This window comes from Enterococcus sp. JM9B, from assembly GCF_009933265.1.
Classification (GTDB): domain Bacteria; phylum Bacillota; class Bacilli; order Lactobacillales; family Enterococcaceae; genus Enterococcus_C; species Enterococcus_C songbeiensis.
The window spans coordinates 1-22,973 of record NZ_MAEK01000001.1; the positions used below are offsets into that span (position 1 = coordinate 1).

The window sequence follows — 22,973 nt, forward strand, 5'->3', positions numbered from 1 at the left end:
AACACTAAATATTATAGAGCCGTTTTTCTTTATTCTGATAAAAAATCTTTCAATTTCTGTTGCTCTTCTTTTGTTGGAATTGACTGTTCCTTCGGTAATTATTGCCAACGATCTGCAGAAAGACCGCTTTTTTCTGGAAACTGTATTTATGTTGGGCGGAGGGATTGCGCTTTACTCTCCACGTCAATGAGAAGAATTATTCCATCGATTTCGCTTTCTTTCAGCAGCTTTTTTTCCTTTTGGTCGATAGTCAAAAATTCCAGCAGCGATTTTTTGCTTAACAACACACCTAGTCTGCGGGCGATTTACTTGATTTGACGTAAAATTAAATCTTTTTCTTCCAAACGTAGCGTGATTCTCCTCGCTTACTTGCAGGTGATTTTTTGTTATTCTTATTTACACCTACTGTTAGGCACGGAAATCTTCTTTTGAAAAAATAACAACTCATTTTATTACCCAAAACAAATTTGGAATTTTCAGAATATTTCTCAGAAAATGTGTTGACAATTAAAAAAACAAGGTATATATTTAGTTCAACAAATTTTTCCACATGATATTCTAATTTATTATTTAAAGGGAGTTACCCATTATGACTAAGAATTTTAAAAACATCGTCATTATTTTACGCTTGAGGACTTAGAACGTTGCGAAAAATCGCTAATGTTTGAGTCCTGTTTGTCTTAATCAAATGGGATTTGAGACATCCCATTAAATTTTAATGGGATGTCTTTTTTTTATCATAATATAGACAGAAACAATGAGAAACAGTCGAAGGAAAAAGGAGGACAGCCAATGGAGAAAAATGACTATACAGGTGCTGAAATTTTATTAGAAATGCTAAAAGAACACGGTGTTGACACCGTGTTTGGTTATCCGGGAGGAGCTGTACTTCCTCTGTACGATGCTCTATATGACGATAGTCTTCGTCATATTTTGACACGACACGAACAAGGTGCGGTTCACGCAGCAGAAGGGTATGCAAAAGCCACCGGAAAGCCGGGAGTAGTTATCGTAACCAGTGGGCCGGGAGCAACAAATGCGGTGACTGGAATCGCAGATGCAATGAGTGATTCGGTTCCGCTGATTGTATTTACCGGACAGGTTGCGACACCGGGAATCGGAAAAGATGCCTTTCAAGAAGCGGATGTTGTGGGAATTACAATGCCGATTACCAAAAACAATTATCAAGTTCGTTATCCAGAAGATTTACCCAAAATTATCGATGAAGCATTTCATATTGCAACAACTGGTAGAAAAGGTCCAGTAGTGATTGACTTACCAAAAGATCTTTCCGTCAGTCGTGTTCAAAAAACCTCCCGAGAGCCTGTCAAATTACCGAGTTATCAGCCAACGTACCAACCCAATAAACTACAGATTGCCCGTTTGGTGGAAGCAATTCAACAGGCAAAGAAACCTGCAGTATTAGCCGGTGGAGGAATCATTTATGCGAATGCCACCGAAGAATTTCGACAATTTATTGAAAAATATCGCATTCCTACGTTATCCACTTTATTGGGACTAGGTGCTTTACCAACAGATCATGAATTATTTTTAGGAATGGGGGGAATGCACGGTTCCTTTGCTGCCAATATGGCATTGACGGATTGTGATCTTTTGATTAACATCGGGGCGCGTTTTGATGATCGGCTGGCAAGTGCGCCGCAATCCTTTGCCCCAAATGCTATCGTGGCTCATGTAGATGTGGACCCAGCAGAAATCGGGAAAGTAATTGAGACACAAGTACCGATTGTTGGTGATGCGAAGGCCACGTTGCAAGCTTTGCTTAAAGAAGAAGTCACGGTCTCTTGTGTTAAATGGCAAGAATTAAACGCGCTTCGAAAAAAGCGTCATCCGTTTCATTATCAAGAGAATACGGAGGAAATCAAACCTCAAGCAATCATTGAAGAGATTGGCAAGCTGACCAAAGGCGAAGCCATTGTCGTTACAGATGTAGGACAACACCAAATGTGGGCGGCACAGTTTTATCCTTTTAAAAATAGTCATCAACTGATTACCAGCGGTGGCTTAGGCACAATGGGTTTTGGCATTCCTGCTGCTATTGGGGCACAATTGGCACATCCAGATAAGACAGTTGTGTTGTTTGTCGGCGATGGCGGCTTTCAAATGACGAGTCAGGAGCTGGCAATTCTAAATGATTATCAATTACCAATCAAGATCGTCCTATTGAATAATGGTTCTTTAGGAATGGTGAGGCAGTGGCAGGAACGCTTTTTCAACGGACGAAAATCTGAATCCGTATTTCAAAGCCAACCTGATTTCATTAAATTAGCGGGTGCCTACGGAGTTCAAGCAAAAAAATATGAACATCCTGAGCAATTGACGGATTTTGCAGCGTTTTTTCAAAAATCGGCACCAGTTTTGATTGAGGTAGTGATACCGGGGACTGAAGAAGTTTTGCCGATGATTCCGGCTGGAAAACCAAATGATCAAATGCTGGGGGTGGAGTAAATGCGACGTATAATTACAGCTATCGTTCAAAATAATTCTGGGGTACTGAATCGTTTTACTGGTGTTTTGAGTCGAAGACAAGTAAATATCGACAGTATCTCAGTAGGACCAACCGAAAAAACAACCCTTTCACGGATTACAATCGTGATTCATGTTGCTTCTCTTGCCGAGGTTGAGCAGGTGACGAAACAGTTGAACAAACAAATCGATGTAGTGAAAGTTTCCGATATTACGGATGAATCCTATTTAGAAAGAGAATTGGCATTAGTTAAAGTAAATGCACCAACAGCAATTCGCTCGGAACTTTTATCCGTCATTGATCCATTTCGTGCCAATATCATCGATGTGGGTGTGAAGTCAGTGGTGATACAAGTAACAGGAACCAGCGAAAAAATCGATGCTTTTGTCGATGTTGTTTCTTCTTATGGTGTGAAACAGTTAGCACGAACCGGAATTACCAGTTTTACTAGAGGAAATTAAATAGTTCTTACAAGCATTTGCTTTTGAGATAGATAAAAAATTGGAGGAATTTATTATGGCAAAAGTATATTATGACGAATCAGTAGCAACAAATTATTTAGAAGGAAAAACCGTAGCAATCGTTGGTTACGGTTCTCAAGGACATGCCCATGCACAAAATTTACGGGATAATGGCAACAATGTAGTTGTCGGTATCCGTGAAGGAAAATCAGCAAATGCTGCCCGACATGATGGGTTTGATGTGAAATCCGTAGCGGAAGCCGTAAAAGAAGCGGATGTTGTGATGGTTTTGGCACCAGACGAGGTTCAAGGAACACTTTATGAAAAAGAAATCGCACCAAATTTGGAAGCAGGAAATGCACTGGCTTTTGCTCATGGATTCAATATCCATTTTGACGTAATCCAGCCGCCAAAAGATGTTGATGTCTTTCTTGTTGCTCCTAAAGGGCCAGGACATTTGGTTCGCCGGACATTTGCTGAAGGTTTTGGCGTTCCTTCGTTGTTTGGTGTTCATCAAGACGCAACAGGGAATGCCCGTGAAGTTGCTTTATCATATGCGAAAGGAATTGGTGCTACACGGGTGGGTGTGCTGGAAACGACCTTTAAGGAAGAAACAGAAACCGATCTTTTTGGTGAACAAGCCGTGCTTTGTGGTGGATTAACAAGTATGATCGAAGCAGGTTTCGAAACATTAACAGAAGCCGGCTACCAACCAGAACTTGCTTATTTTGAAGTTTGTCACGAAATGAAACTGATCGTGGATTTGATCTATGAAGGTGGATTTGAAAAAATGCGTTATTCCATCTCAAATACGGCAGAATACGGCGATTATGTTTCTGGTCCTCGAGTAATCACAGAAGAAACAAAAAAACATATGAAAGAAGTTTTAACTGATATCCAAAACGGCTCATTTGCTAAATCCTTTGTGGAAGACAACAAAAACGGCTTCAAAGAATTTTATAAGCTTCGTGAAGAAAATGCCAACCATCCAATGGGGAAAGTTGGAGCAGAATTGCGTAAAATGATGCCTTTTGTCAATCAAGATTAGCGGAAAGTTGGAGGAGCGAATGGAAGAAGAATTAACTTATAAAGATGTCGAGGCAGCATATCAGGTATTGGCCCCTGTTGTTAACAAAACACCTTTACAATATGATCGTTACCTTTCAGAAAAGTATGACTGTCAGGTTTACTTGAAGCGAGAAGACTTGCAAAAAGTTCGTTCCTTTAAATTGCGGGGTGCCTACTATGCAATCCATCAACTGCCAAAAAAAGATTTGGAAAAGGGAATCGTGTGCGCTAGTGCCGGCAATCACGCACAAGGAGTAGCATTTACTTGTAAAGAGATGAATGTTAAAGCAACGATTTTTATGCCGACAACGACACCAAATCAGAAAATTTCACAAGTGGAGTTTTTTGGAGGAGAAAATGTCGAAGTCAAATTGATTGGTGATACCTTTGATGCTTCTGCTTCCGCAGCAAAACGCTTTGCTGCGGAAGAGGGGCAATCCTTCATCGCACCTTTTGACGATTATGCGATTATGGCGGGGCAAGGAACAACTGCTGTAGAAATTTTTGACGAAGCAAAGAAAAAACAACTTTCCGTTGATTTTCTTTTGGCGGCAGTCGGCGGTGGCGGCTTGTTGAGCAGTGTTTCCATTTATACAAAGGCAGTATCTCCAATTACCCAAGTAATCGGCGTGGAGCCAAGTGGTGCAGCTTCAATGGCTGCGGCTTTTCAACATGGTGGACCAGTTACACTTGCTCAAATGGAAAAATTTGTGGATGGTGCAGCAGTCAGAGAAGTGGGGCAATTAACGTATCGTATCTGCAAAAAAACAGTGGATCAATTGGTACATGTTCCAGAAGGTCAAGTCTGTTCGACTATTCTAGAATTATATTCAAAGCAGGCAATCGTCGCTGAACCAGCAGGGGCGTTGAGTGTAGCAGCGTTAGAAAATTTCAAAAATGAAATCAAAGGAAAAACCGTTGTTTGTGTAATCAGTGGTGGGAATAATGATATTAATCGAATGGCAGAAATTGAGGAGCGTTCCTTGGTTTTTGAAGGCTTGAAACATTATTTTGTTGTGAATTTTCCGCAACGTCCAGGTGCTTTAAGGGAATTTGTAACGGATATTTTAGGTGAGGGAGATGACATTACTCGATTCGAGTATACTAAAAAGGTGAATCGGGGAACCGGTCCGGTCGTTTTAGGTGTCTTATTGAAGAATCCAAAAAGTCTAGAACCACTTTTAACAAGAATGGCAGAATTTGATCCTAAGTTTATTGAATTGAGTCAAAATCCTTCACTTTATTCATTGTTAGTATAGTAAAAATCAATATGAAATAATAAAATGAAGCTTTTTGAATAAAAATAAGGTAAGATAGAGAAATAAATTTATCATTGTGAGGAGCGTGACCTATGGAGAAAATGGATTGGGCAAATTTAGGCTTTCGATACCATAATATGCCTTACCGATTCATTGCACATTTTAAAGATGGGCAATGGCAGGCAGGAACGTTGCAAGAGTCGAATGAATTGTCAATTGGTGAAGCATCAACGGCATTACATTATGGGCAACAATGCTTTGAAGGACTGAAAGCGTATCGGCGAAAAGATGGGACGATCCAGTTGTTTCGTGCCGATCAAAATTCTCAACGCTTGAATCGTAGCGCAAAACGATTACTGATGCCAGAAGTTCCCGAAGCAATGTTTTTGGATGCCGTGAAGCAAGTGGTACGAGCAAATGAAGAATTTGTTCCGCCTTATGGATACGGGGCAACACTCTACGTTCGGCCTTTACTGATAGGGGTCGGAAATTGTTTAGGCGTACAACCGGCAGAGGAGTATCTTTTTGTGGTCTTTTGTTCACCTGTCGGGGCATACTTCAAGGATGGGCTAAAGCCAGCCAATTTTATCGTGACAGATTTTGACCGTGCTGCTCCAGTAGGAACCGGCGCCAGCAAGGTCGGTGGAAATTACGGAGGTAGTTTGTACCCGCATTTAGAAGCGGTCAAAGCTAATTTTGCTGATTGCATTTACCTCGATCCGGCGACTCATACCAAAATTGAAGAAGTAGGAGCGGCTAACTTTTTTGGTATTGCTCAGGATGGTACCTTTGTCACACCTCTATCAGAATCGATTTTACCATCCATTACCAAGTATTCGTTGCTTTATTTAGCAAAAGAACGTTTTGGAATGCCGACGATTGAAGGAGACGTCTTCATTGATGATTTAGCACGTTTTAAAGAAGCCGGAGCCTGTGGCACTGCTGCTGTTATCACACCAATTGGAGGAATTCAATACGGAGAAGAATTTCATGTTTTTTTCAGTGAAACAGAAGTTGGGCCCACCGTACGAAAATTATATGACGAATTAGTTGGTATCCAGTTTGGTGATGTCAAAGCACCAGAAGGTTGGATTCAAGAAGTCTAGAAAAATGATTCATTTGATCGACTCGTAAAGCGATCGAATGAATCATTTTTTTGCATATAATGAAAGAATTTTTCGGGAAAAAGAAGAGAAAAAAGAAATTAAAAAAACTTGTGATAAATATCACAAAAAATCTTGCAAATTAAAAAACAAGGTGTATTATATGGGTGTAAGCAAGAAATGACAATCGATTGTAAGTTTTCAGAAAGATAGTTATCAGGAGGAATTTCATTATGGCAAAGGCAACTGTTCCGAAAAAGAACGAAAATATTGAAAAAAATGAAAAGGAAACTTCTTTGGATATCGCTCGTGAATATACGAGCAAATTAGTGGATAAAGCCTTAGAAGCTGAAGCAGTATATGCACACTTTTCTCAAGCTGAAGTAGACAAAATCGTCGCAGCCGCTGCTCTTGCTGGTTCGGAAGCTGCATTAATGTTGGCTCATGAAGCAGTAGACGAAACAAAACGGGGCGTTGTAGAGGATAAAGATACGAAAAACCGTTTTGCAACCGAAAATATTTATAATTTAATCAAACATGAAAAAACAGTTGGTGTGATTGGAGAAAATAAAATTGCTGGACAAGTACAAATTGCAGCGCCTCTCGGTGTTTTAGCTGGGATTGTTCCTACAACCAATCCAACATCCACTACCATGTTCAAATCATTGATGGCATTAAAAACACGGAATGCAATCGTTTTTGCTTTTCATCCACAAGCACAAAAATGTTCCGTTCATGCGGCAGAAATTTTATACAAAGCCGCTGTGGCTGCCGGCGCACCGGAAAATATCATTCAATGGGTAGAAACCCCTTCATTGGATAATACATCAGCATTGATCCAAAACCCTAACATTGCTTCAATCCTTGCAACAGGCGGACCTGGAATGGTTAATGCCGCTTTGAAATCCGGAAATCCTTCAATGGGTGTTGGTGCCGGAAATGGTGCTGTTTATGTCGATCATACGGCGTATCTTGATCGTGCAGTGGAAGATTTGCTTCTATCTAAACGTTTTGATAATGGAATGATTTGTGCAACCGAAAATTCCGTTGTCGTTGAAGCACCGATTTATAATGAATGGCTGGAAAAAATGTTGGAAAAAGGTGCTTACCTTGTTCCGAAAAAAGATTATCAAGCTTTAGCAGATTTTGTTTTTAATGCGAATCATGGTGTGAACGGTGCTGTTGCCGGAATGTCTGCTCGTTGGATCGCAGATAATGCAGGAATCGAATTTCCAGAAGATAAAGATGTGATGTTGTTTGAATTAGATCCAAAAAACATTGGAGAAAAACTTTCTTCCGAAAAACTATCACCTCTACTATCTGTTTACAAAGCAAAAGATCGTCAAGATGGGATTGCTATTGTTGCTAAACTTTTGGATTATCAAGGTGCAGGTCATAATGCTGCGATTCAAATCGGTTCTCAAGCAGATCCTTTTGTTAAAGAATTTGCAGACAAAACGAATGCAGCCCGAATTTTGGTGAACCAACCAGATTCCATCGGTGGAATTGGTGACATCTATACAGATGGCTTGCGGGCAAGCTTAACTTTAGGAACAGGATCATGGGGGAAAAATTCATTGTCACATAACTTATCGACTTCCGACCTATTGAACGTAAAAACCGTTGCTAAAAGAAGAAATCGTCCACAATGGGTTCGTTTACCAGAAAAAATATATTACGAAAAAAATGCGATCTCCTACTTACAAGATGAAGTAGAAAATATTGAACGTGCCTTTATCGTAGCCGATCCCGGAATGGTCCAATTTGGATTTGTTGATACGGTTTATCAACAATTAGATTTACGGGACAATCAAGTGAAGACTGCAATTTATGGGACGGTACAACCAGACCCAACATTAGGTCAAACGATTGAAATTGCTAAACAAATGAGCGAATTTAAACCAGATACGATTATTGCCATCGGTGGTGGTTCTGCTCTAGATGCAGCGAAAATTGCTCGTTTCATATATGAATATTCATTGGATCAAGAAGCTGGCTTCTTAGACAGCTATGAAAAAGTCAGCGACTTGTTCTTCCAATTGCAACAAAAATTTATTGATATCAGAAAACGGATTGTGCGTTTCCATCATCAAACAGAAACAAAATTGGTGGCAATTCCAACCACTTCCGGAACTGGTTCAGAAGTAACACCCTATTCAGTTATTACCGATGATAATACTCACGTGAAATACCCATTAACAGATTATGAATTGACACCACAAGTTGCTATTGTTGATCCAGAATTTGTATTGACTGTTCCAAGACGGACGGTGGCATTATCTGGTTTGGATACATTGTCTCATGCGTTAGAATCCTATGTTTCTGTCATGGCTTCTGATTTCACCCGTCCATGGTCGATGCAAGCAATCAAGTTGGTTTTTGAAAACTTAGAAGAATCCTATAAATTTGATCCTAAAAATCCAACCTTGGCTGGGGAAACAGCGCGCGTTAACATGCATTATGCTGCAACTCTTGGTGGAATGGCTTTTGCAAATGCATTTCTTGGAATCAATCACTCCATCGCCCATAAAACAGGTGGCGAGTTTGGTTTGCCACATGGTTTAGCGATTACGATCGCAATGAAACATGTTGTTCGTTTTAATGGCGCAACCGGTAAAGTGAAACGTACCCCTTATCCACGTTATGAAGTGTATCGCGGCCAAAAAGATTATGCAGATATTGCCCGGGCTTTAGGACTTAAGGGAAATAACGATGGAGAATTAGTAGAGGCATTGTGCGATAAAATCGATGCATTAGCGAAGAAGTTGGAAGTTGATCCTCGACTTTCAGCAAACGGTGTTACGCGTGAACAATTTGATCAGTCAGTCGATAAATTAGTTGATCTAATTTACAACGATCAATGTACCTCAGCAAATCCACGCCAACCAAGTCTAAGTGAAATTCGTCAATTATTGGTGGATCAATTCTAGAGGATAATCGGTTGATTTAATAATTGTTGCTGCTTGAATAGAAAGAAATGGACCACTTGATTGTCGAGTGGTTCTTTCTTTTTCTAAAAATTCTAAATCTTGATAGTACGCCCAGTACGTGCTATAATATTTTTGTCAGGAGGTATCATTCACAATGCCGATGACTGTAAAACAGGCTGAAAAGTTACTTAAATCAATTGGATTTATTGAAGTTAGTGGTGGTAAAGGGTCACACCGTAAATTTAGTAAAGCAGGTGAAAGGCCCATCACATTACCTAGCCACAACAAAGAAATATCCATGCGGGTCGAGGACACTTTAAAGAAAGCCTTGCGGAAATATAGAGGAAAATAAAAATTTCCTCTTTCCCAAATTAGGAAAGGACTGGTTAGTATGATTAAGATTTATCCGGCAGTTTTCGAGAATGACCCTGTAGGATATGGAATTTTTTTCCCAGATATCGAGGGCGCCACAACACAGGGAAACAATCTCATAGAAGCGTTAGAAATGGCATCAGATGAGTTGGGTATTCAGCTGGCATGGAATATCGAAAATGGTGTACCGCTACCAGAACCTACACCAATTAATAGTATTAAAATCGATGAAAAAAAACAGTTTGTGAGTCTTGTTTCTGTAGACCTATCTGATTATTTACAAGAAACGAATCCAGATAAGAAAACAATTAAGATTCCGCACTGGTTGAATGTCAGAGCTGAAAAAGAAGGAGTCAATTTTTCTAAAACAATGACAGAAGCACTGATGGAAAAATTAGGTGTCTGATTCTAAGAATAGCTATAGATAATTAAAAAATCAGCTCATTTTGGGCTGATTTTTTGTTTGTAAATTCTAAAAACAAAAGACTAAAAATGTAACGGCATACATTCTATTTTTTGATACTAGCTATCGGTTTTTCTTTGCAAAGGGATATTTCAATTAGTGGTTAAATCACCTATAATAAATGTGAATTTAAACACAAAGGTGGATTTGATGAAAAAATTAATAAGAATTGTACCGATCCCAATGTGTGGATTGATTTTAGCTCTGGTTTCACTAGGAAATTTGTTGAAGGAAGCTGGATTAGTTGTGTTTGGCACCGGATTGGGAATTATCGGCGGTATTTTGATGCTGCTGATTTTTGGAAAACTAATTTTTTATCCAAAAGAAATTGCAAAAGAATTGCAGCAGCCGGTGATTGCTTCAGTAGCACCGACCTTTACGATGGCATTGATGGTGATTTGTACCTATCTTACCGATTTTCCGATAATCTCTCAGCAAATTCGTTACGTGTGGTTATTGTTGGTAGGTCTTCATTGGGGATTGATGTTCTATTTTACATGGCGTTTTGTAGTCTCCAAAAAATTCCAATGGGAAAATTTATTTCCCAGCTGGTTTATCGTTTATGTTGGTATTGGTGTCATCTCTGTGACCGCAGGGAAGTTTTATCCAATCGTCGGACAAGTAATGTTTTGGGTGGGATTGGTTCTGTATTTGGCTTTATTGCCGTTTATCTTGTATCGGGTGTTTATCTTTAAAAAAATGCCTCAAGCGACCTTGCCTTTAACCACAATTATTGCAGCTCCTGGCTCCTTGTGTTTGACGGGATATCTAAAAATAGTGACACAGCCGTCAGAATTTTTGGTTTTAAGCTTGTTCTTTTTATCTCAAATATTGTACTTTTTGGTTTTATTTCAAGGAAAAAGGCTGTTAAAAATCCCATTCTTTCCGAGTTATGCTGCATTTACATTTCCATTGGTAATTTCAGCAACCGCATGTTTTCAAGTGCAGAAATTTTTATTTATTCACCAAGTAGACACCGGGTTTTTACCGATTTTGGTGGTTATTGAGATGGGAATTGCTGTAGCGATTGTTTTGTATGTATTGGCTCGTTATGGTATTTTTTTTTCTTCAACCGCTAAGGAACCAACAGGACAAGAGGTGGCAGATCCTGCTGAAAACTGAGAAAACGTGGATTAAACAGGGTAGAGCGAGATTTTCAGTACTGAATTTGAGAACTGCAATAATAACAGTTCAACAGCTCCAAATCGAGAAAGAGAGAAAGAAAAAGCAGTCGACTATTAAATTTGTCGACTGCTTTTTTCACCTAAAATAGAAAGGGAAATACTTAGTAAAAATAATGCAAATTTTTTTGATTGCGGGAATCGCAAATTAAATTTCTTCAATTATGCAAAAAAGGATTCAGCAAGTATTTTTTCGTTCCAATATAATTTTACTTTCCTATCATTTTTCTCATTTCGTAGTGGATAAGCACGATTAATTCACTAAAAAACGGTATAATTATAGTAGGAAAACAAACACAAGGAGTAAGAAATGGAATTACGTTTGCTAAAATATTTTTGGACGATTGCCGAAGAAGGAACGATTTCTCAGGCTGCTGAAGTTTTACATATCACTCAACCTACATTGAGTCGGCAGTTAAAAGAGCTGGAGGATGAACTGGGAACGGCACTCTTTGTCCGAGAAAAACGAAAAATGGTTTTAACAGAAGCTGGTCGATTTTTAAAGAGTCGCAGTGAAGAAATCATACATTTAACAGATCAAACCACAAAAGAATTCGAAGATCGAAAAAAGGAGCTCTTTAGTGGTCGTTTTACAATCGGTTGTGTGGAAGCAGACAATTCAGACACGTTGGCGATGATGTTGGAGGAATTTATCAGCGATTTTCCTCAAGTTCATTTTCATATTCACAGCGGTACCAGTGACGATATCACCGATCGCCTTGAAAAAGGATTATTGGACTTAGCAATTTTACTTGAGCCTATCGCAACGGAGAATTATTACACAGTGCCTTTGCCCAGAAAGGAAAAATGGGGATTGTTAACTTCCGCAGAATCATTTCTTGCACAGAAGGAAACGCTAAAAAAAGAGGATGTCTATGGTATTCCGTTATTGATTTCTCAAAGACCCGAAGTTCAGAACATGCTTTCTGATTGGTTGGAAACGGAAATCGATAAATTAACGATTGTCGGGACTTATAATTTAATCTTCAATGTTTTTTCTTTAGTAGATAATCGGGTGGGATCGGCAATTACGATTGAGGGCTCTGTTTCAAATCGTAAAATGGATACCTTAAAATTTATTCCCTTAGAGCCAACCATCGAGACGAACTGTGTCCTCGTTTGGAAAAAGAATCGTGTCCTGTCACCACCGGTAAATGAACTGATTTCCCGTTTCAAGAAAGCTTTTAACAATTAAGTATGCTTTAAAAGCATGAATGGTTGTCTAACTAAGCATTATATATTTCTAACAAAAAACTGTAAGCTATCAAGTGTAGAGGATAGCTTACAGTTTTTTTACGAAAGAGGGTGAGCGTGTGACGGCAGTGATTTATTTTTCAAGAGCCGGAGAAAATTTGATCGAGGGTGTGTCACAAAATATTATAAGAGGAAATACGGAAGTGCTGGCAAAAAAGATTGCTAAAAAGTTAAGCATACCGACATTTGCGATTGAACCAACTCTTCCTTATCCAATAGCATACAGCGAGACAGTCGCTCGTGTAAAAAAGGAAAAAGAACAACAAAGTCGTCCTGAAATAAAACCAATTTCCTTGGATTTTCAGGAGGAGAAAACGATTTTCCTAGGTTTTCCCAATTGGTGGGGAACTTTTCCAATGCCGGTGGCTAGCTTTTTGACCTCGGGTTTATTGGATGGGAAAGTGATTTATCCATTTTGTACCCACGAGGGCAGTGCATTTGGCAGCAGTTTAGAGGACTTGGCAAAGAGCTGTCCTACTGCTGAAGTTAAAACAGGGTTATCTGTTCGTGGTTCACGGGTTTCAAAATCAGATGCAGCGATCAAAAATTGGTTACAGCAATATTATTGTGAAAAAAATAAACGAAGAGAGTGAAAACTATGGCAAAGCAAACAGTAGGTAGAGATAATTTAGGTGAATTTGCACCAAAATTTGCAGAATTAAATGACGATGTTTTATTTGGGGAGGTCTGGTCCCGGGAGGAAGAACTTGCCCCACATCAAAGAAGCCTGATAACTATTTCGGCGCTGATTTCAGCCGGGAATTTTGAACAACTACCCGCACATTTACAGATAGGTAAAACAAACGGGATTACCAAAGAAGAAATCTCTGAAGTCATCACACATTTAGCATTTTATGTTGGTTGGCCTAAAGCGTGGTCAGCTTTCAACCTTGCAAAAGAAATTTATCAAAAGTAAAGAAAAGAGGAAATTTATATGTCAGAATCAAAAGTAATTGTTATCACAGGTGCTTCAAGTGGAATTGGTAAAGCGACAGCCGAAATTTTAGCAAAAGATGGAGCAAAATTAGTTCTTGCCGCTCGGCGTGAAAACCTACTGCAGGAACTAGTTGAAACAGTAAAAGAAAATGGCGGTGAAGCTGTTTATGCGGTAACCGATGTGACGAAAGTAGAGCAGGTGGAAGCATTGGCAAAATTAGCGATCGATACATATGGTCGCATTGATGTCTGGTTAAATAATGCAGGAATCATGCCGCAGTCATTATTGATCCAAAAGAAAATTACCGACTGGGATGCCATGATCGATATCAATATCAAAGGTACTCTCTATGGAATTGGTGCGGCGTTGCCATTCATGACGAAACAAAAAGCTGGGCAATTCATTAATATTTCTTCCGTTGCTGGACACTTTGCCCATGCTGGAGGTTCAGTTTATTCTGCAACAAAATGGGCGGTTCGAGCAATCAGCGAATCATTGCGGGAAGAAGTTGCCGGAGATAATATTCGAGTGACTGTGGTTTCTCCGGGGGCGATTAATACAGAATTGTTGACTTCCGTAACAGATAAGGGATTTCAAAGTAATTTTGAAGATTTTTATGAGGCCTATGGAATTTCTGCAGACCGCGTGGCATTGACTATTAAACAAGCAATTGATTTCCCAGAAGATGCTGCATGGAATGAAGTAATCATTCGCCCCACAAAGCAAGTAATGTAAAAGTGTTCAAGAAATTGGAGGAGCGAATTTATGGCAAAATTTGAGGAACTTAAAGAGGGCGGAATTTTTTCTGTCGGTGATAAAAACGAAGCATTTGCAAACTATTTCATTGGTCAAAGCTATCTAAAGATGTTGGTTGCCGATCCGGAGATCAGTGTAAATGTTGGAAACGTGACCTTTGAACCAGGCTGTCGAAACAATTGGCATGTTCATCATGAGGGGTATCAATTATTATTGGTAACCGGTGGTGAAGGCTGGTATCAGGAAGAGGGTAAAGCGGCACAATTTTTGACGGCTGGAGATGTAGTCGTAATCAAAGATGGTATTAAGCATTGGCATGGTGCCACAAAGGATAGTTGGTTTGCTCATCTTGCCATCACAGCCGGTACTGCAGAATGGTGTGAAGAAGTCACTGATGAAGCCTATGAAAAATTGGAAAAGTAACCGGATATAAAATAAATCAAAAAAATTTTTGAAGTATTCGAGCTGAACAAAGGGGAGTCAGGTTCCTTCTTGTTCAGTTTTTTTGTTATAAAAAAGTCAGTAGAAAATATGAAGCAACACCACGAAGATTTAAGATTTCTTCACCTATCGTAGTATCCATGAGGTATAATCAAAAGCAGGGCTTATGAGAATCTAAATAGCAAAAATTCTCAAAATGAGAATGACTGAAATAGGCAAAGTGGAGGCAATAAATTGAAAAAAAATCATGTTTACCTACGCTCGACATTCCGAGATATTCGTTATTCATTTGGTCGTTTTATTGCAATCGTTTTGATTATATTTATGGGCGTTTTACTTTTTGTCGGAATCAAATCCGTGGGACCAAATTTGGAACAAACAGCAGAAAATTTGGTTGAACCAGCAAAATTATCTGATTTACAAGTAATTTCAACAGGTGGCTTGACTGAAAAAGACAAAAAAATTGCAGAGTCAATTGAAGGAACCCAAGCGGAATTGGGTTTTAGCCTGCCTTATTTAGAAAATTCAAAGCAACTAAACATACAACTGTATTCCTATCACGAAGACCGGCAAAATCAGCTGCAATTGATGGAGGGAAAATTTCCGAAAGCCAATGAAGTCGTTGTGGACCAAGAGTTAAAAGCAAGTTATCCTCTAGGCACGACTCTTTCCATAGAAGATGAGCAACTCAAAGATGGAAAATACAAAATTGTCGGTTACGTCCGTTCGCCGATTTATATTGATAATTTGGAACGAGGAATCACCACGATTGGCGATGGGCAGCTAGATGGATTTATGTATCTGCCAGAGGAAGCTTTTCAAGCAGAGGCCTATTCTATCTTGTTTCTTTCCTTTGATGATTTGTCTAAAAATAGTTTTTCGGAAGAATACCAACGGGCTCTCGATAAAAAAGTTGAAAAAATAGAAACAGCTTTTGCTACTCGTAAAAAACAACGTAGGCAGGAGTTGCAAGAAGTTGCGTTGACAACAATCAAGGAGCAGGAACAAGAGCTGACAGCGAATGAAGAAACGCTGACAGCAGCTCAGGAACGGATGGAACAAGGAAGGCTACAATTAGAAAATCAGCAGGCACAATTGGACGCTCAAAAAGCAAGTATTTCTCAGCAAGTGGGAGCAGAACTTGTGGAAGCCCAATTTGCCGATGCACAACAACAAATAACTCAAGCACAGGAAGACTTGGAGAATCAGCAAGCGGCGCTCACTAAAAATCAAGAAAAATTAGCTGAAGGAAAGAAAAAAATCAGTGAAGCAAAAGAAGAAACGGCTGAGATGGCTACACCTAGTTATCTGATAAATAATCGCAGTAGTAATCCCGGATACAGTGAATACCAAAGCCTTTCGGATCGTATTGATGCGATTGCCAACGTTTTTCCGGTATTTTTCTTTTTTATCGCTATTTTGATTACTTTTACTACTATGACACGCATGATCGAAGAAAACCGCAAGGAAATTGGAACGTTGAAAGCTCTGGGTATCATCCGGCCGAAATTGCGAGTAAATACATCCTGTATGCGTTATTGGCAGCGACATTAGGAACCACATTTGGTGTAATTGCTGGTTCAAAAGGATTACCGAGAATTGTATTTCAAATGATGCAAGATCAATATATTTTTACAGATTTCACAACAAATTACTTTATACTCCCGATTGGAATTGCTGTTGCGGCGGCTTTATTGGCTACACTGGGTTCTTCTTTTATCGTTTTGATCAAAGATTTTCGGGAAAAACCTGCGGAGCTTTTACTACCTAAAGCGCCTAAAGAAGGGCAACGGGTTTTCTTAGAACGGGCTACGCCAATCTGGACAAGAATGAGTTTTAATCAAAAGGTAACTTACCGCAACTTATTTCGTTATAAAGCGCGGATGATTCTGACGATACTGGGCATCGCAGGCTGTAGCGGGTTGATGTTGGCAGGATTTGGTCTAAATGATTCCATCAGTGCACCAGCTAAAAAACAAATCACACAATTAGCGCACTATCAGGCAATCATCACTCTTAATGAACAAAACAATCAAAAAAATAATAAAGTAGAACAGCTTTTAGCAGATAACAGGGTGTCTGAATTTTTACCGATATTCACCGAACAGGTCAACTTTAGAAGAAAAAGCAGCAATCAAACGGCAAGTTTATTTGTGACAGATGATTTGCAGCATTTTACAAAATTTATTTCCATTTTGCCGCAAACGAAACAATCAGCAAAAAAATTGACGAATGACGGGGCGATTATCAGTCAACGTTTGGCAGAGATTTATCAAGTCGACGTAGGGGAAGTCATTACTATGGAATCAGACGGTAAGGAGTACCCCTTAAAAGTTGCAGGCATTACAGAAAATTATTTAGGGCATAATGTGTATCTCAGCGCCGATTATTATAAAAAAGTAGCGCAGGAAGCTGCTGGAATCAATGGCTATTTAGTAAAAGCCTCTTTGACGAATAAACAAGAAGCTGTTTTATCAAAAGAAATGCTTGCTTCAGGTGAAGTTTTGAATACAACGTTTATAAGTGACCAAGTGACAAAGCAAGAAGCGGCTACAAATAATATTGGTGCGGTAGTTTTGATTTTTATTGTTTTATCCGGTACGTTGGCCTTCGTTGTTTTGTATAATCTTACAAATATTAATATTTCTGAGCGGGAGCGTGAATTGGCAACAATCAAGGTGTTAGGTTTTTATGACAAGGAAGTCACGATGTACATCCTCCGTGAAAATATTATCTTCACATTTTTTGGTATTTTGTTTGGTTTCTTGATCGGGAATCTGTTGACCTGGTTCATTTTGGCAATGGCTTCTTCTGATTTAATGGTTTTTCCAATGATTATCCATTGGCAAGGATATGTCATCTCGGCGGTAATGACGCTCGTATTTTCAGGAATCGTGTCATTCGTCACGCATTACAAACTGCGAGGTATTCATATGATCGAAGCGCTGAAGTCTAACGATTAAACAAGAAAGCAGTGGAATTTTCTTTCTTTTATACAAAAAAATGAGAAAAGTGCATGAATTTTCAGAAAAAACTTGCAATATAACTAAACTTTGATAAAATTTCTATTAATATAAAATGAAAAGGTGGGATTGGATTGAAGAGATTCATGGGGCTATCATTGATTCAGAAAATCATTATCGGGATTTTATTTGGGGCATTATTAGGTGTACTCGTTCCATCCTGGGAACCAATCGGAATTTTAGGTGATTTATTTATCGGCGCACTAAAAGGGATTGCTCCGGTTTTAGTTTTTACATTAATCGTGGCATCATTAGCAAAACACACAAAAGGTACCCAAACCCACATGAAATCAGTGGTGGTACTGTATTTGATCGCAACATTAGTGGCGGCACTCGTTGCGGTGGCGGCTTCTTATCTTTTCCCGGTGAATTTGGTGTTACCTGAGTTGACAACGGAATACCAAGCACCAGAAAATTTGAAAGAGATCGTAACAGATATTTTGACAAATGCTGTGATGAATCCGGTACAAGCAGTGGCAGAAGGAAATTATTTAGCTATTCTGGTTTGGGGCTGTATGATCGGTTTTAGTTTACGTGCATTTAGTGAACAAACGAAAAAAGTTGTGAACGATATTTCAGAAGCAATCTCCAATGTCGTACAAATCGTCATTCAATTGGCACCAATCGGAATCACTGGACTGGTCTTTCGTTCAGTAGCAGATATTGGTTTGCGAGGGATGGCGGATTATGGAAAATTGATTTTGCTGGTTGTCGGAACGATGCTTTTTGTGGCGTTTGTGGTTTATCCGTTGATGGTTTTTCTACTGTTACGGCAAAATCCATTTCCTTTGACCTTGTATTGTATGAAGGAAAGTGGAATTCCAGCTTTCTTCACGCGGAGTTCTGCGGTCAATATTCCTATTAATATGGAACTGTCAGAGCGATTGCAGCTGAACAAGGAATCCTACTCCATTTCAATTCCACTAGGGGCGACTGCTAACAGTGGAGGTGCTGCGATGACGATTTCGATTATGACGTTAGCAACGGCTCATACGTTAGGTATCCAAGTTCCCTTTACGTTGGCTTTTCTGCTATGCCTATTGTCGGCGATTTCTGCTACCGGTGTATCCGGGATCGCTGGCGGAAGTCTATTACTGATTCCCTTAGCGTGCAGCCTCTTCAACATTTCAAATGATATTGCGATGCAAGTCGTAGGTGTCGGGTTCGTCATCGGTGTTATTCAAGATTCTGTCGAAACCGCGGTGAATTCTGCCAGTGATTTATTATTCACTGCTACAGCGGAATTTTATGATTTACAACGTGCCGGGAAAAAAGTTGATATTAATCAGCGGGTACGAGAAGCAAAATTATAAGATTATTCAAAATGAATAGGAAAAACGACTCCCTAGTTTGACTCATTTGTAGTGAAACGGGGAGTCTTTTCTTGTAGAATGAAGGAAATCGAAATTGTAGGAGGAGTACACTAAATGGAACTGACAACCAGTCAATTACGAAGTATCAGACTTTTTCACAATGGTCTGTTGCAACCAAGTGAACCAAAACAAGTTTTAGAAAAAACGGTAGGCATTCAAAGCCAGCATTTGAAAATGGCGGAACTTAATCTGGCATTGCGTAGCGAGAAAAGTGAATGGGGTGAGCTGCCTGAGCTTTATGGAACAAAACAGGTGGTACGTTCGTGGGGGCAACGGTGGACCCACCATCTAATGACTATCGAGGATTGGAATTTGGTAATTAATGCTCGAAAACAAGAACAGTTGCCAATTAATTACTATCGTGGACAAAAAGACGAGATTTTTATACTCATTGAAAAAATAAAGAAACGATTACCGGCACAAAGCTCTTGGCAACGAAAAGAAATAGAAGAACTGATCCAAGAGATTTTTCCAACGTACGACGGAGAAGGACGCTTTTTACATGCAATCCTCCAAGAACTTGTGGCGCAAGGTGTCGTCTTCTTTGACGGAGGATCATCGCTGACAAACTGGATATTATGGGTGGCAACAAAGGATCAGTTTCAGCCGATAGAGCCGCAAACAGCAATTTCAGAATTGATTCTTCGGTATTTGAAAGGATTCGGACCAGCAAGTATTGAAGATTTTGTTCGATGGTCAGGAATTAAAATTTCTCGGGTAAGAAAATCTTGGCAAAAAATCGCCGAAGAGTCATCAAATTATGACTGGCAAGGCAATCATTTAATTGGCATCGAGAGATATTCTTCACAAAAAGTAACGGAGTTAACAGAACGATTTACGATGTTGGGCTTTCTAGCGGCTCGTTTTGACGCATCACTAACGGGGTATGTCGATAAAAGTTGGTTGATACCCAAAGAATACCAATCAATCATGTGGACGGTTAATGGGATTTTGATGGCACCTATATTTGTAGAAGGAGAGGTTGTTGGCCACTGGAATTATCGATTGGCTGGCAAACAGGTGACCTTTGAACTCCTTAATTGGAAAATGATTACTCCTTCGTTTAAAAAAGAGATCGAAGAAAAATTGCAAAAAGTCGCCGATTTTTTACAAGCCGACGACTTCAAAGTGAACTATACACAGCTCTAAGGAGAGCAGTTTTTACGGCAGTGTGAGAAATCTACTTGAGAGCAAAAGTTCAGAGAGATTCTGCAGTCAATTCGATCAGATTTCCTTCTGGATCTTGAATAACGGCTTCATAGTAGCCGTCACCTGTTATGCGTGGACCATTTAAAAGCACATTTTTTGCTTTAAAAACCTTTGCGAACTGATCGACGTCTTCCTTTGATCCGACAGATAGGGCAATATGCGCATAACCGAAGACGTCTGTTTGCTTTTCAATTAGGTCCGGTTTATTCATTAGTTCGAGTCGTGCTCCAGATTTAAAGCTCAAAAAGTAGGAATAAAAATTTGTTTTTGAATTGTGGTATAAATCAGAGGCAGTTGTCTGGAAATGATCTTGATAAAATCTTTTCATTTTTTCTAAATCTTTTACCCAAAGCGCAAGATGGTCGATTTTTATTTGTGGCATATCAAAGCTCCTCGTTTCTATTTTTTGTCTCTTCTGTTGTACCATAGTGGTCGATTTTAATAAACTATTTGTATCTACAGATTATTTTTTTCACTTTTTTAAAGAAAAATTTGGGAAAATGCTAAAAATAAAAAACACATGCATTTTACTTGTAAGTCACCAACAGCTAAGCTAAAATCAACAAAGAATAACAAAAGAGAGTTGTGTGCTACCATGATTAATACAAAATAATCGTTTTTCTAATTTGGAAAACACTCCAATAGAAAAACAACAACAAAATTATAAATTTAGGAGTGTTTAAATGAAAGATCCTCAGACATTTGAAATAAAAAATTGGCGGAGAAACTTTTTTATCTTTCTATCCGGTCAATTTTTATCGGGTATTACCAGTATGGTTGTCCAATACTCGATTATCTGGTACTTAACAAAAACGACCGGCTCAGCAACTGTTTTAAGTTTTGCGACACTATTGGGGATGATACCGATGGTGGTGTTGAGTCCTTTTGTTGGTCCCTTGATTGACCGATGGGATAAAAAGAAATTACTGATTATCACCGACATCATTGTTGCAATCTTTGCGATTTTTCTATCGATTGCGGGAACTGTTTCAGAAGATTTTCCATTGTGGCTCGTCTATGTTTCACTGTTTATTCGTTCCGTTGCCCAAACATTCCAAATGCCTACTATCCAGTCTATTTTGCCGACGATGGTTCCGGAATCACAGCTGACGAGAGTGAATGGGCAACTTGGCACAGTTCAATCAGCGAACTTCATTATTGCCCCTGCACTGGGTGCGTTTCTATTTTCTGTCATTCCAATGAATTTCTTGATTTTGGTAGATGTTTTGGGTGCCATTTTAGGTGTTGCTATGTTGTTGATGGTGACGATTCCTCATGTGATTTCTGAGGGAGAAAAAGTGCATCTATTATCTGATACAATTTTTGGTTTGAAAAAATTAACCGAAAACAAAGGTTTATGGTATATCACGATTATTGGTGCTGCATTCACTTTGATTTTTATGCCTGCTGCAAGTTTATATCCGCTTATGACCATGGATTATTTTAATGGAACCGTGGGACAAGCGGGCTTGATTGAAGTAATCTATTCAGTGGGGATGCTTGGTGGTGGAGCAATCATTGGTATTTTTGGCAAGTGGTCGGATCGAATGAAACCCATTTTAGCAGCCTACGGAGTCATTGGTGTGACGATTGGATTGAGCGGACTTTTACCGGGAACCAATCGCGGGTTTGTTTATTTTGTTGTTTTGAATGTGATTGCTGGTTTTGCCACACCATTCTTCAATACGTTATTAATGGCGATGATCCAGCAAAGTTACGAACCAAAATATTTAGGCCGAATTCTTGGTGTTTTAAATTCGCTCATGAGTATTACCGGCCCAATTGGCTTGATTTTTGCCGGCCCATTGGCAGACAAAATCGGAGTGGAAAAAATATTTGTTATTGCAGGTGTGGGCACATTGATTTGTGGTGTGATTACTTTCTTTACACCAGCTGCTCGAAATTACGACAAACGGTTGCAGGAACAACTTGAAAAGAAAAAAGCAGAAGAAGTTGCTGCTGAAATGGAATGAGAATCGTTAGATAGTCATTCCCAAAATGATGTTACAGAGTTTGTTGCAACACGAATCAAACGAGATTTAAACCTCTAGTTTTGCTAGAGGTTTTTGGTGTTTAACTAACCGGTGATCAAGTCGGTTTATAAAACTGTAAAAATAGTTAGTTTTTTATATAATCGTGATGTATAAAATAGTTTAAGATTGAGGATAAGTAATGACAAAAAATAACTATCAAGATCAATCAGAATTATTGTTGCTAAAAGTTAGAGCAAATCTTTTTCGGGAATGGAAACAGATTGCGGACGATGATGGAGTGGAAGCGTCTTTAAGTAATGAACCCTTTATCAGTACAAAGAAAATCATACAAAATAAATTTGAAAAAGAGGCAGTTGGCGGACATCTGTTCTTTTATCAGGATAAATTAATTTTTTCGCCTCATAGTTTTAATATAGATACGTCAACTCAAGAAATACTTAGAAAAGATATTAAGACCTGAATAATTCATAGCTTTTTTGAAATGCTATTTAAACATTGTCCTAACGCTGTTTATTGTTTTATTCCCCAACACCTTTTGAGTGTACAAAAAGAACCCCAATCTGCTATGGTTAAATCGCCAAAACCTAACCAAAGAAAGGGGTTCTTCTCAATGGCTACATTACAAGCTAACCAAGGAAACTTAAACTCACAAATGAACGTG

The 22,973-nt window shown here is 39.1% G+C and carries 22 protein-coding genes; 21 read left to right on the top strand and 1 reads right to left on the bottom strand.

Annotated elements, in window-relative coordinates; translation table 11 throughout:
* The 19 genes from BAU16_RS13630 to BAU16_RS00090 all read left to right on the top strand — a co-directional run.
* Positions 1-190, top strand: a 190-nt coding sequence (locus tag BAU16_RS13630) for a hypothetical protein (RefSeq protein ID WP_237579189.1), incomplete at its 5' end; no start/stop codon positions are given.
* A 602-nt stretch (positions 191-792) separates the two neighbouring features.
* Positions 793-2,469, top strand: coding sequence for a biosynthetic-type acetolactate synthase large subunit (gene ilvB, locus BAU16_RS00005; protein ID WP_161526122.1), 1,677 nt, complete (start codon positions 793-795; stop codon positions 2,467-2,469).
* The gene (gene ilvN, locus BAU16_RS00010) at positions 2,470-2,949 is read left to right on the top strand and encodes an acetolactate synthase small subunit (RefSeq protein WP_048603549.1); all 480 of its coding nucleotides are present in this window, start codon (positions 2,470-2,472) and stop codon (positions 2,947-2,949) included.
* Positions 2,950-3,004: 55 nt separating this feature from the next.
* Positions 3,005-3,997 (top strand): ketol-acid reductoisomerase, encoded by a 993-nt coding sequence (ilvC, locus tag BAU16_RS00015; RefSeq protein ID WP_048603548.1) that lies wholly within the window; start codon positions 3,005-3,007, stop codon positions 3,995-3,997.
* 19 nt (positions 3,998-4,016) lie between these two features.
* On the top strand, positions 4,017-5,276 hold the full coding sequence (ilvA, locus tag BAU16_RS00020) for a threonine ammonia-lyase IlvA (RefSeq protein ID WP_161526123.1): 1,260 nt from the start codon (positions 4,017-4,019) through the stop codon (positions 5,274-5,276).
* A gap of 92 nt (positions 5,277-5,368) precedes the next feature.
* Positions 5,369-6,382 (top strand): branched-chain amino acid aminotransferase, encoded by a 1,014-nt coding sequence (locus BAU16_RS00025; protein ID WP_161526124.1) that lies wholly within the window; start codon positions 5,369-5,371, stop codon positions 6,380-6,382.
* A gap of 230 nt (positions 6,383-6,612) precedes the next feature.
* The gene (gene adhE / locus BAU16_RS00030; protein WP_161526125.1) at positions 6,613-9,309 is read left to right on the top strand and encodes a bifunctional acetaldehyde-CoA/alcohol dehydrogenase; all 2,697 of its coding nucleotides are present in this window, start codon (positions 6,613-6,615) and stop codon (positions 9,307-9,309) included.
* Positions 9,310-9,463: 154 nt separating this feature from the next.
* Entirely contained in the window at positions 9,464-9,661 is a 198-nt protein-coding gene (locus BAU16_RS00035; protein WP_161526126.1) for a type II toxin-antitoxin system HicA family toxin, read from the top strand.
* Between the two features lie 39 nt (positions 9,662-9,700).
* Entirely contained in the window at positions 9,701-10,087 is a 387-nt protein-coding gene (locus BAU16_RS00040) for a type II toxin-antitoxin system HicB family antitoxin (protein ID WP_161526127.1), read from the top strand.
* 207 nt (positions 10,088-10,294) lie between these two features.
* The gene (locus BAU16_RS00045) at positions 10,295-11,266 is read left to right on the top strand and encodes a TDT family transporter (protein ID WP_161526128.1); all 972 of its coding nucleotides are present in this window, start codon (positions 10,295-10,297) and stop codon (positions 11,264-11,266) included.
* A 369-nt stretch (positions 11,267-11,635) separates the two neighbouring features.
* Positions 11,636-12,520, top strand: coding sequence for a LysR family transcriptional regulator (locus BAU16_RS00050; protein WP_161526129.1), 885 nt, complete (start codon positions 11,636-11,638; stop codon positions 12,518-12,520).
* 118 nt (positions 12,521-12,638) lie between these two features.
* Positions 12,639-13,172 carry a flavodoxin gene (locus BAU16_RS00055; RefSeq protein ID WP_161526130.1) on the top strand — a complete coding sequence of 178 codons (534 nt, stop codon included), beginning with the start codon at positions 12,639-12,641 and terminating at the stop codon, positions 13,170-13,172.
* 5 nt (positions 13,173-13,177) lie between these two features.
* The gene (locus BAU16_RS00060; RefSeq protein ID WP_161526131.1) at positions 13,178-13,495 is read left to right on the top strand and encodes a carboxymuconolactone decarboxylase family protein; all 318 of its coding nucleotides are present in this window, start codon (positions 13,178-13,180) and stop codon (positions 13,493-13,495) included.
* An 18-nt stretch (positions 13,496-13,513) separates the two neighbouring features.
* Complete coding sequence (locus BAU16_RS00065) at positions 13,514-14,251, top strand: SDR family oxidoreductase (protein WP_161526132.1); 738 nt, start codon at positions 13,514-13,516, stop codon at positions 14,249-14,251.
* Positions 14,252-14,281: 30 nt separating this feature from the next.
* Positions 14,282-14,695, top strand: coding sequence for a cupin domain-containing protein (locus BAU16_RS00070; protein ID WP_161526133.1), 414 nt, complete (start codon positions 14,282-14,284; stop codon positions 14,693-14,695).
* A gap of 252 nt (positions 14,696-14,947) precedes the next feature.
* On the top strand, positions 14,948-16,267 hold the full coding sequence (locus BAU16_RS00075; protein WP_161526134.1) for an FtsX-like permease family protein: 1,320 nt from the start codon (positions 14,948-14,950) through the stop codon (positions 16,265-16,267).
* Positions 16,252-17,676 (top strand): ABC transporter permease, encoded by a 1,425-nt coding sequence (locus tag BAU16_RS00080; protein ID WP_161526135.1) that lies wholly within the window; start codon positions 16,252-16,254, stop codon positions 17,674-17,676. The genes BAU16_RS00075 and BAU16_RS00080 overlap by 16 nt, the downstream gene beginning before the upstream one ends.
* 146 nt (positions 17,677-17,822) lie before the next feature.
* The gene (sstT, locus tag BAU16_RS00085) at positions 17,823-19,049 is read left to right on the top strand and encodes a serine/threonine transporter SstT (protein ID WP_048603536.1); all 1,227 of its coding nucleotides are present in this window, start codon (positions 17,823-17,825) and stop codon (positions 19,047-19,049) included.
* A gap of 114 nt (positions 19,050-19,163) precedes the next feature.
* Positions 19,164-20,258, top strand: a complete 1,095-nt coding sequence (locus tag BAU16_RS00090; protein ID WP_161526136.1) for a winged helix DNA-binding domain-containing protein — start codon at positions 19,164-19,166, stop codon at positions 20,256-20,258.
* Positions 20,259-20,307: 49 nt separating this feature from the next.
* Here the strand turns inward: BAU16_RS00090 and BAU16_RS00095 are convergent, their stop codons facing one another.
* Positions 20,308-20,691, bottom strand: coding sequence for a VOC family protein (locus BAU16_RS00095; protein ID WP_161526139.1), 384 nt, complete (start codon positions 20,689-20,691; stop codon positions 20,308-20,310).
* A 310-nt stretch (positions 20,692-21,001) separates the two neighbouring features.
* Between BAU16_RS00095 and BAU16_RS00100 the strand changes: the two genes are divergently transcribed.
* Together BAU16_RS00100 and BAU16_RS00105 are read left to right on the top strand one after the other, a co-directional pair.
* Entirely contained in the window at positions 21,002-22,291 is a 1,290-nt protein-coding gene (locus BAU16_RS00100) for an MFS transporter (protein WP_161526137.1), read from the top strand.
* Positions 22,292-22,490: 199 nt separating this feature from the next.
* Entirely contained in the window at positions 22,491-22,772 is a 282-nt protein-coding gene (locus BAU16_RS00105; RefSeq protein ID WP_161526138.1) for a hypothetical protein, read from the top strand.
* The last annotated feature ends 201 nt before the right edge of the window (positions 22,773-22,973 follow it).

What these genes read in the sequence shown, in the direction of transcription:
- BAU16_RS00035 (WP_161526126.1), top strand. Translation starts at nt 9,464, where the DNA reads ATGCCGATGACTGTAAAACAGGCTGAAAAGTTACTTAAATCAATTGGA.
- BAU16_RS00105 (WP_161526138.1), top strand. Translation starts at nt 22,491, where the DNA reads ATGACAAAAAATAACTATCAAGATCAATCAGAATTATTGTTGCTAAAA.
- ilvC (WP_048603548.1), top strand. Translation starts at nt 3,005, where the DNA reads ATGGCAAAAGTATATTATGACGAATCAGTAGCAACAAATTATTTAGAA.
- adhE (WP_161526125.1), top strand. Translation starts at nt 6,613, where the DNA reads ATGGCAAAGGCAACTGTTCCGAAAAAGAACGAAAATATTGAAAAAAAT.
- BAU16_RS00100 (WP_161526137.1), top strand. Translation starts at nt 21,002, where the DNA reads ATGAAAGATCCTCAGACATTTGAAATAAAAAATTGGCGGAGAAACTTT.
- ilvA (WP_161526123.1), top strand. Translation starts at nt 4,017, where the DNA reads ATGGAAGAAGAATTAACTTATAAAGATGTCGAGGCAGCATATCAGGTA.
- sstT (WP_048603536.1), top strand. Translation starts at nt 17,823, where the DNA reads ATGGGGCTATCATTGATTCAGAAAATCATTATCGGGATTTTATTTGGG.
- BAU16_RS00090 (WP_161526136.1), top strand. Translation starts at nt 19,164, where the DNA reads ATGGAACTGACAACCAGTCAATTACGAAGTATCAGACTTTTTCACAAT.
- ilvN (WP_048603549.1), top strand. Translation starts at nt 2,470, where the DNA reads ATGCGACGTATAATTACAGCTATCGTTCAAAATAATTCTGGGGTACTG.
- BAU16_RS00060 (WP_161526131.1), top strand. Translation starts at nt 13,178, where the DNA reads ATGGCAAAGCAAACAGTAGGTAGAGATAATTTAGGTGAATTTGCACCA.
- BAU16_RS00025 (WP_161526124.1), top strand. Translation starts at nt 5,369, where the DNA reads ATGGAGAAAATGGATTGGGCAAATTTAGGCTTTCGATACCATAATATG.
- BAU16_RS00040 (WP_161526127.1), top strand. Translation starts at nt 9,701, where the DNA reads ATGATTAAGATTTATCCGGCAGTTTTCGAGAATGACCCTGTAGGATAT.
- BAU16_RS00050 (WP_161526129.1), top strand. Translation starts at nt 11,636, where the DNA reads ATGGAATTACGTTTGCTAAAATATTTTTGGACGATTGCCGAAGAAGGA.
- BAU16_RS00045 (WP_161526128.1), top strand. Translation starts at nt 10,295, where the DNA reads ATGAAAAAATTAATAAGAATTGTACCGATCCCAATGTGTGGATTGATT.
- ilvB (WP_161526122.1), top strand. Translation starts at nt 793, where the DNA reads ATGGAGAAAAATGACTATACAGGTGCTGAAATTTTATTAGAAATGCTA.
- BAU16_RS00070 (WP_161526133.1), top strand. Translation starts at nt 14,282, where the DNA reads ATGGCAAAATTTGAGGAACTTAAAGAGGGCGGAATTTTTTCTGTCGGT.
- BAU16_RS00065 (WP_161526132.1), top strand. Translation starts at nt 13,514, where the DNA reads ATGTCAGAATCAAAAGTAATTGTTATCACAGGTGCTTCAAGTGGAATT.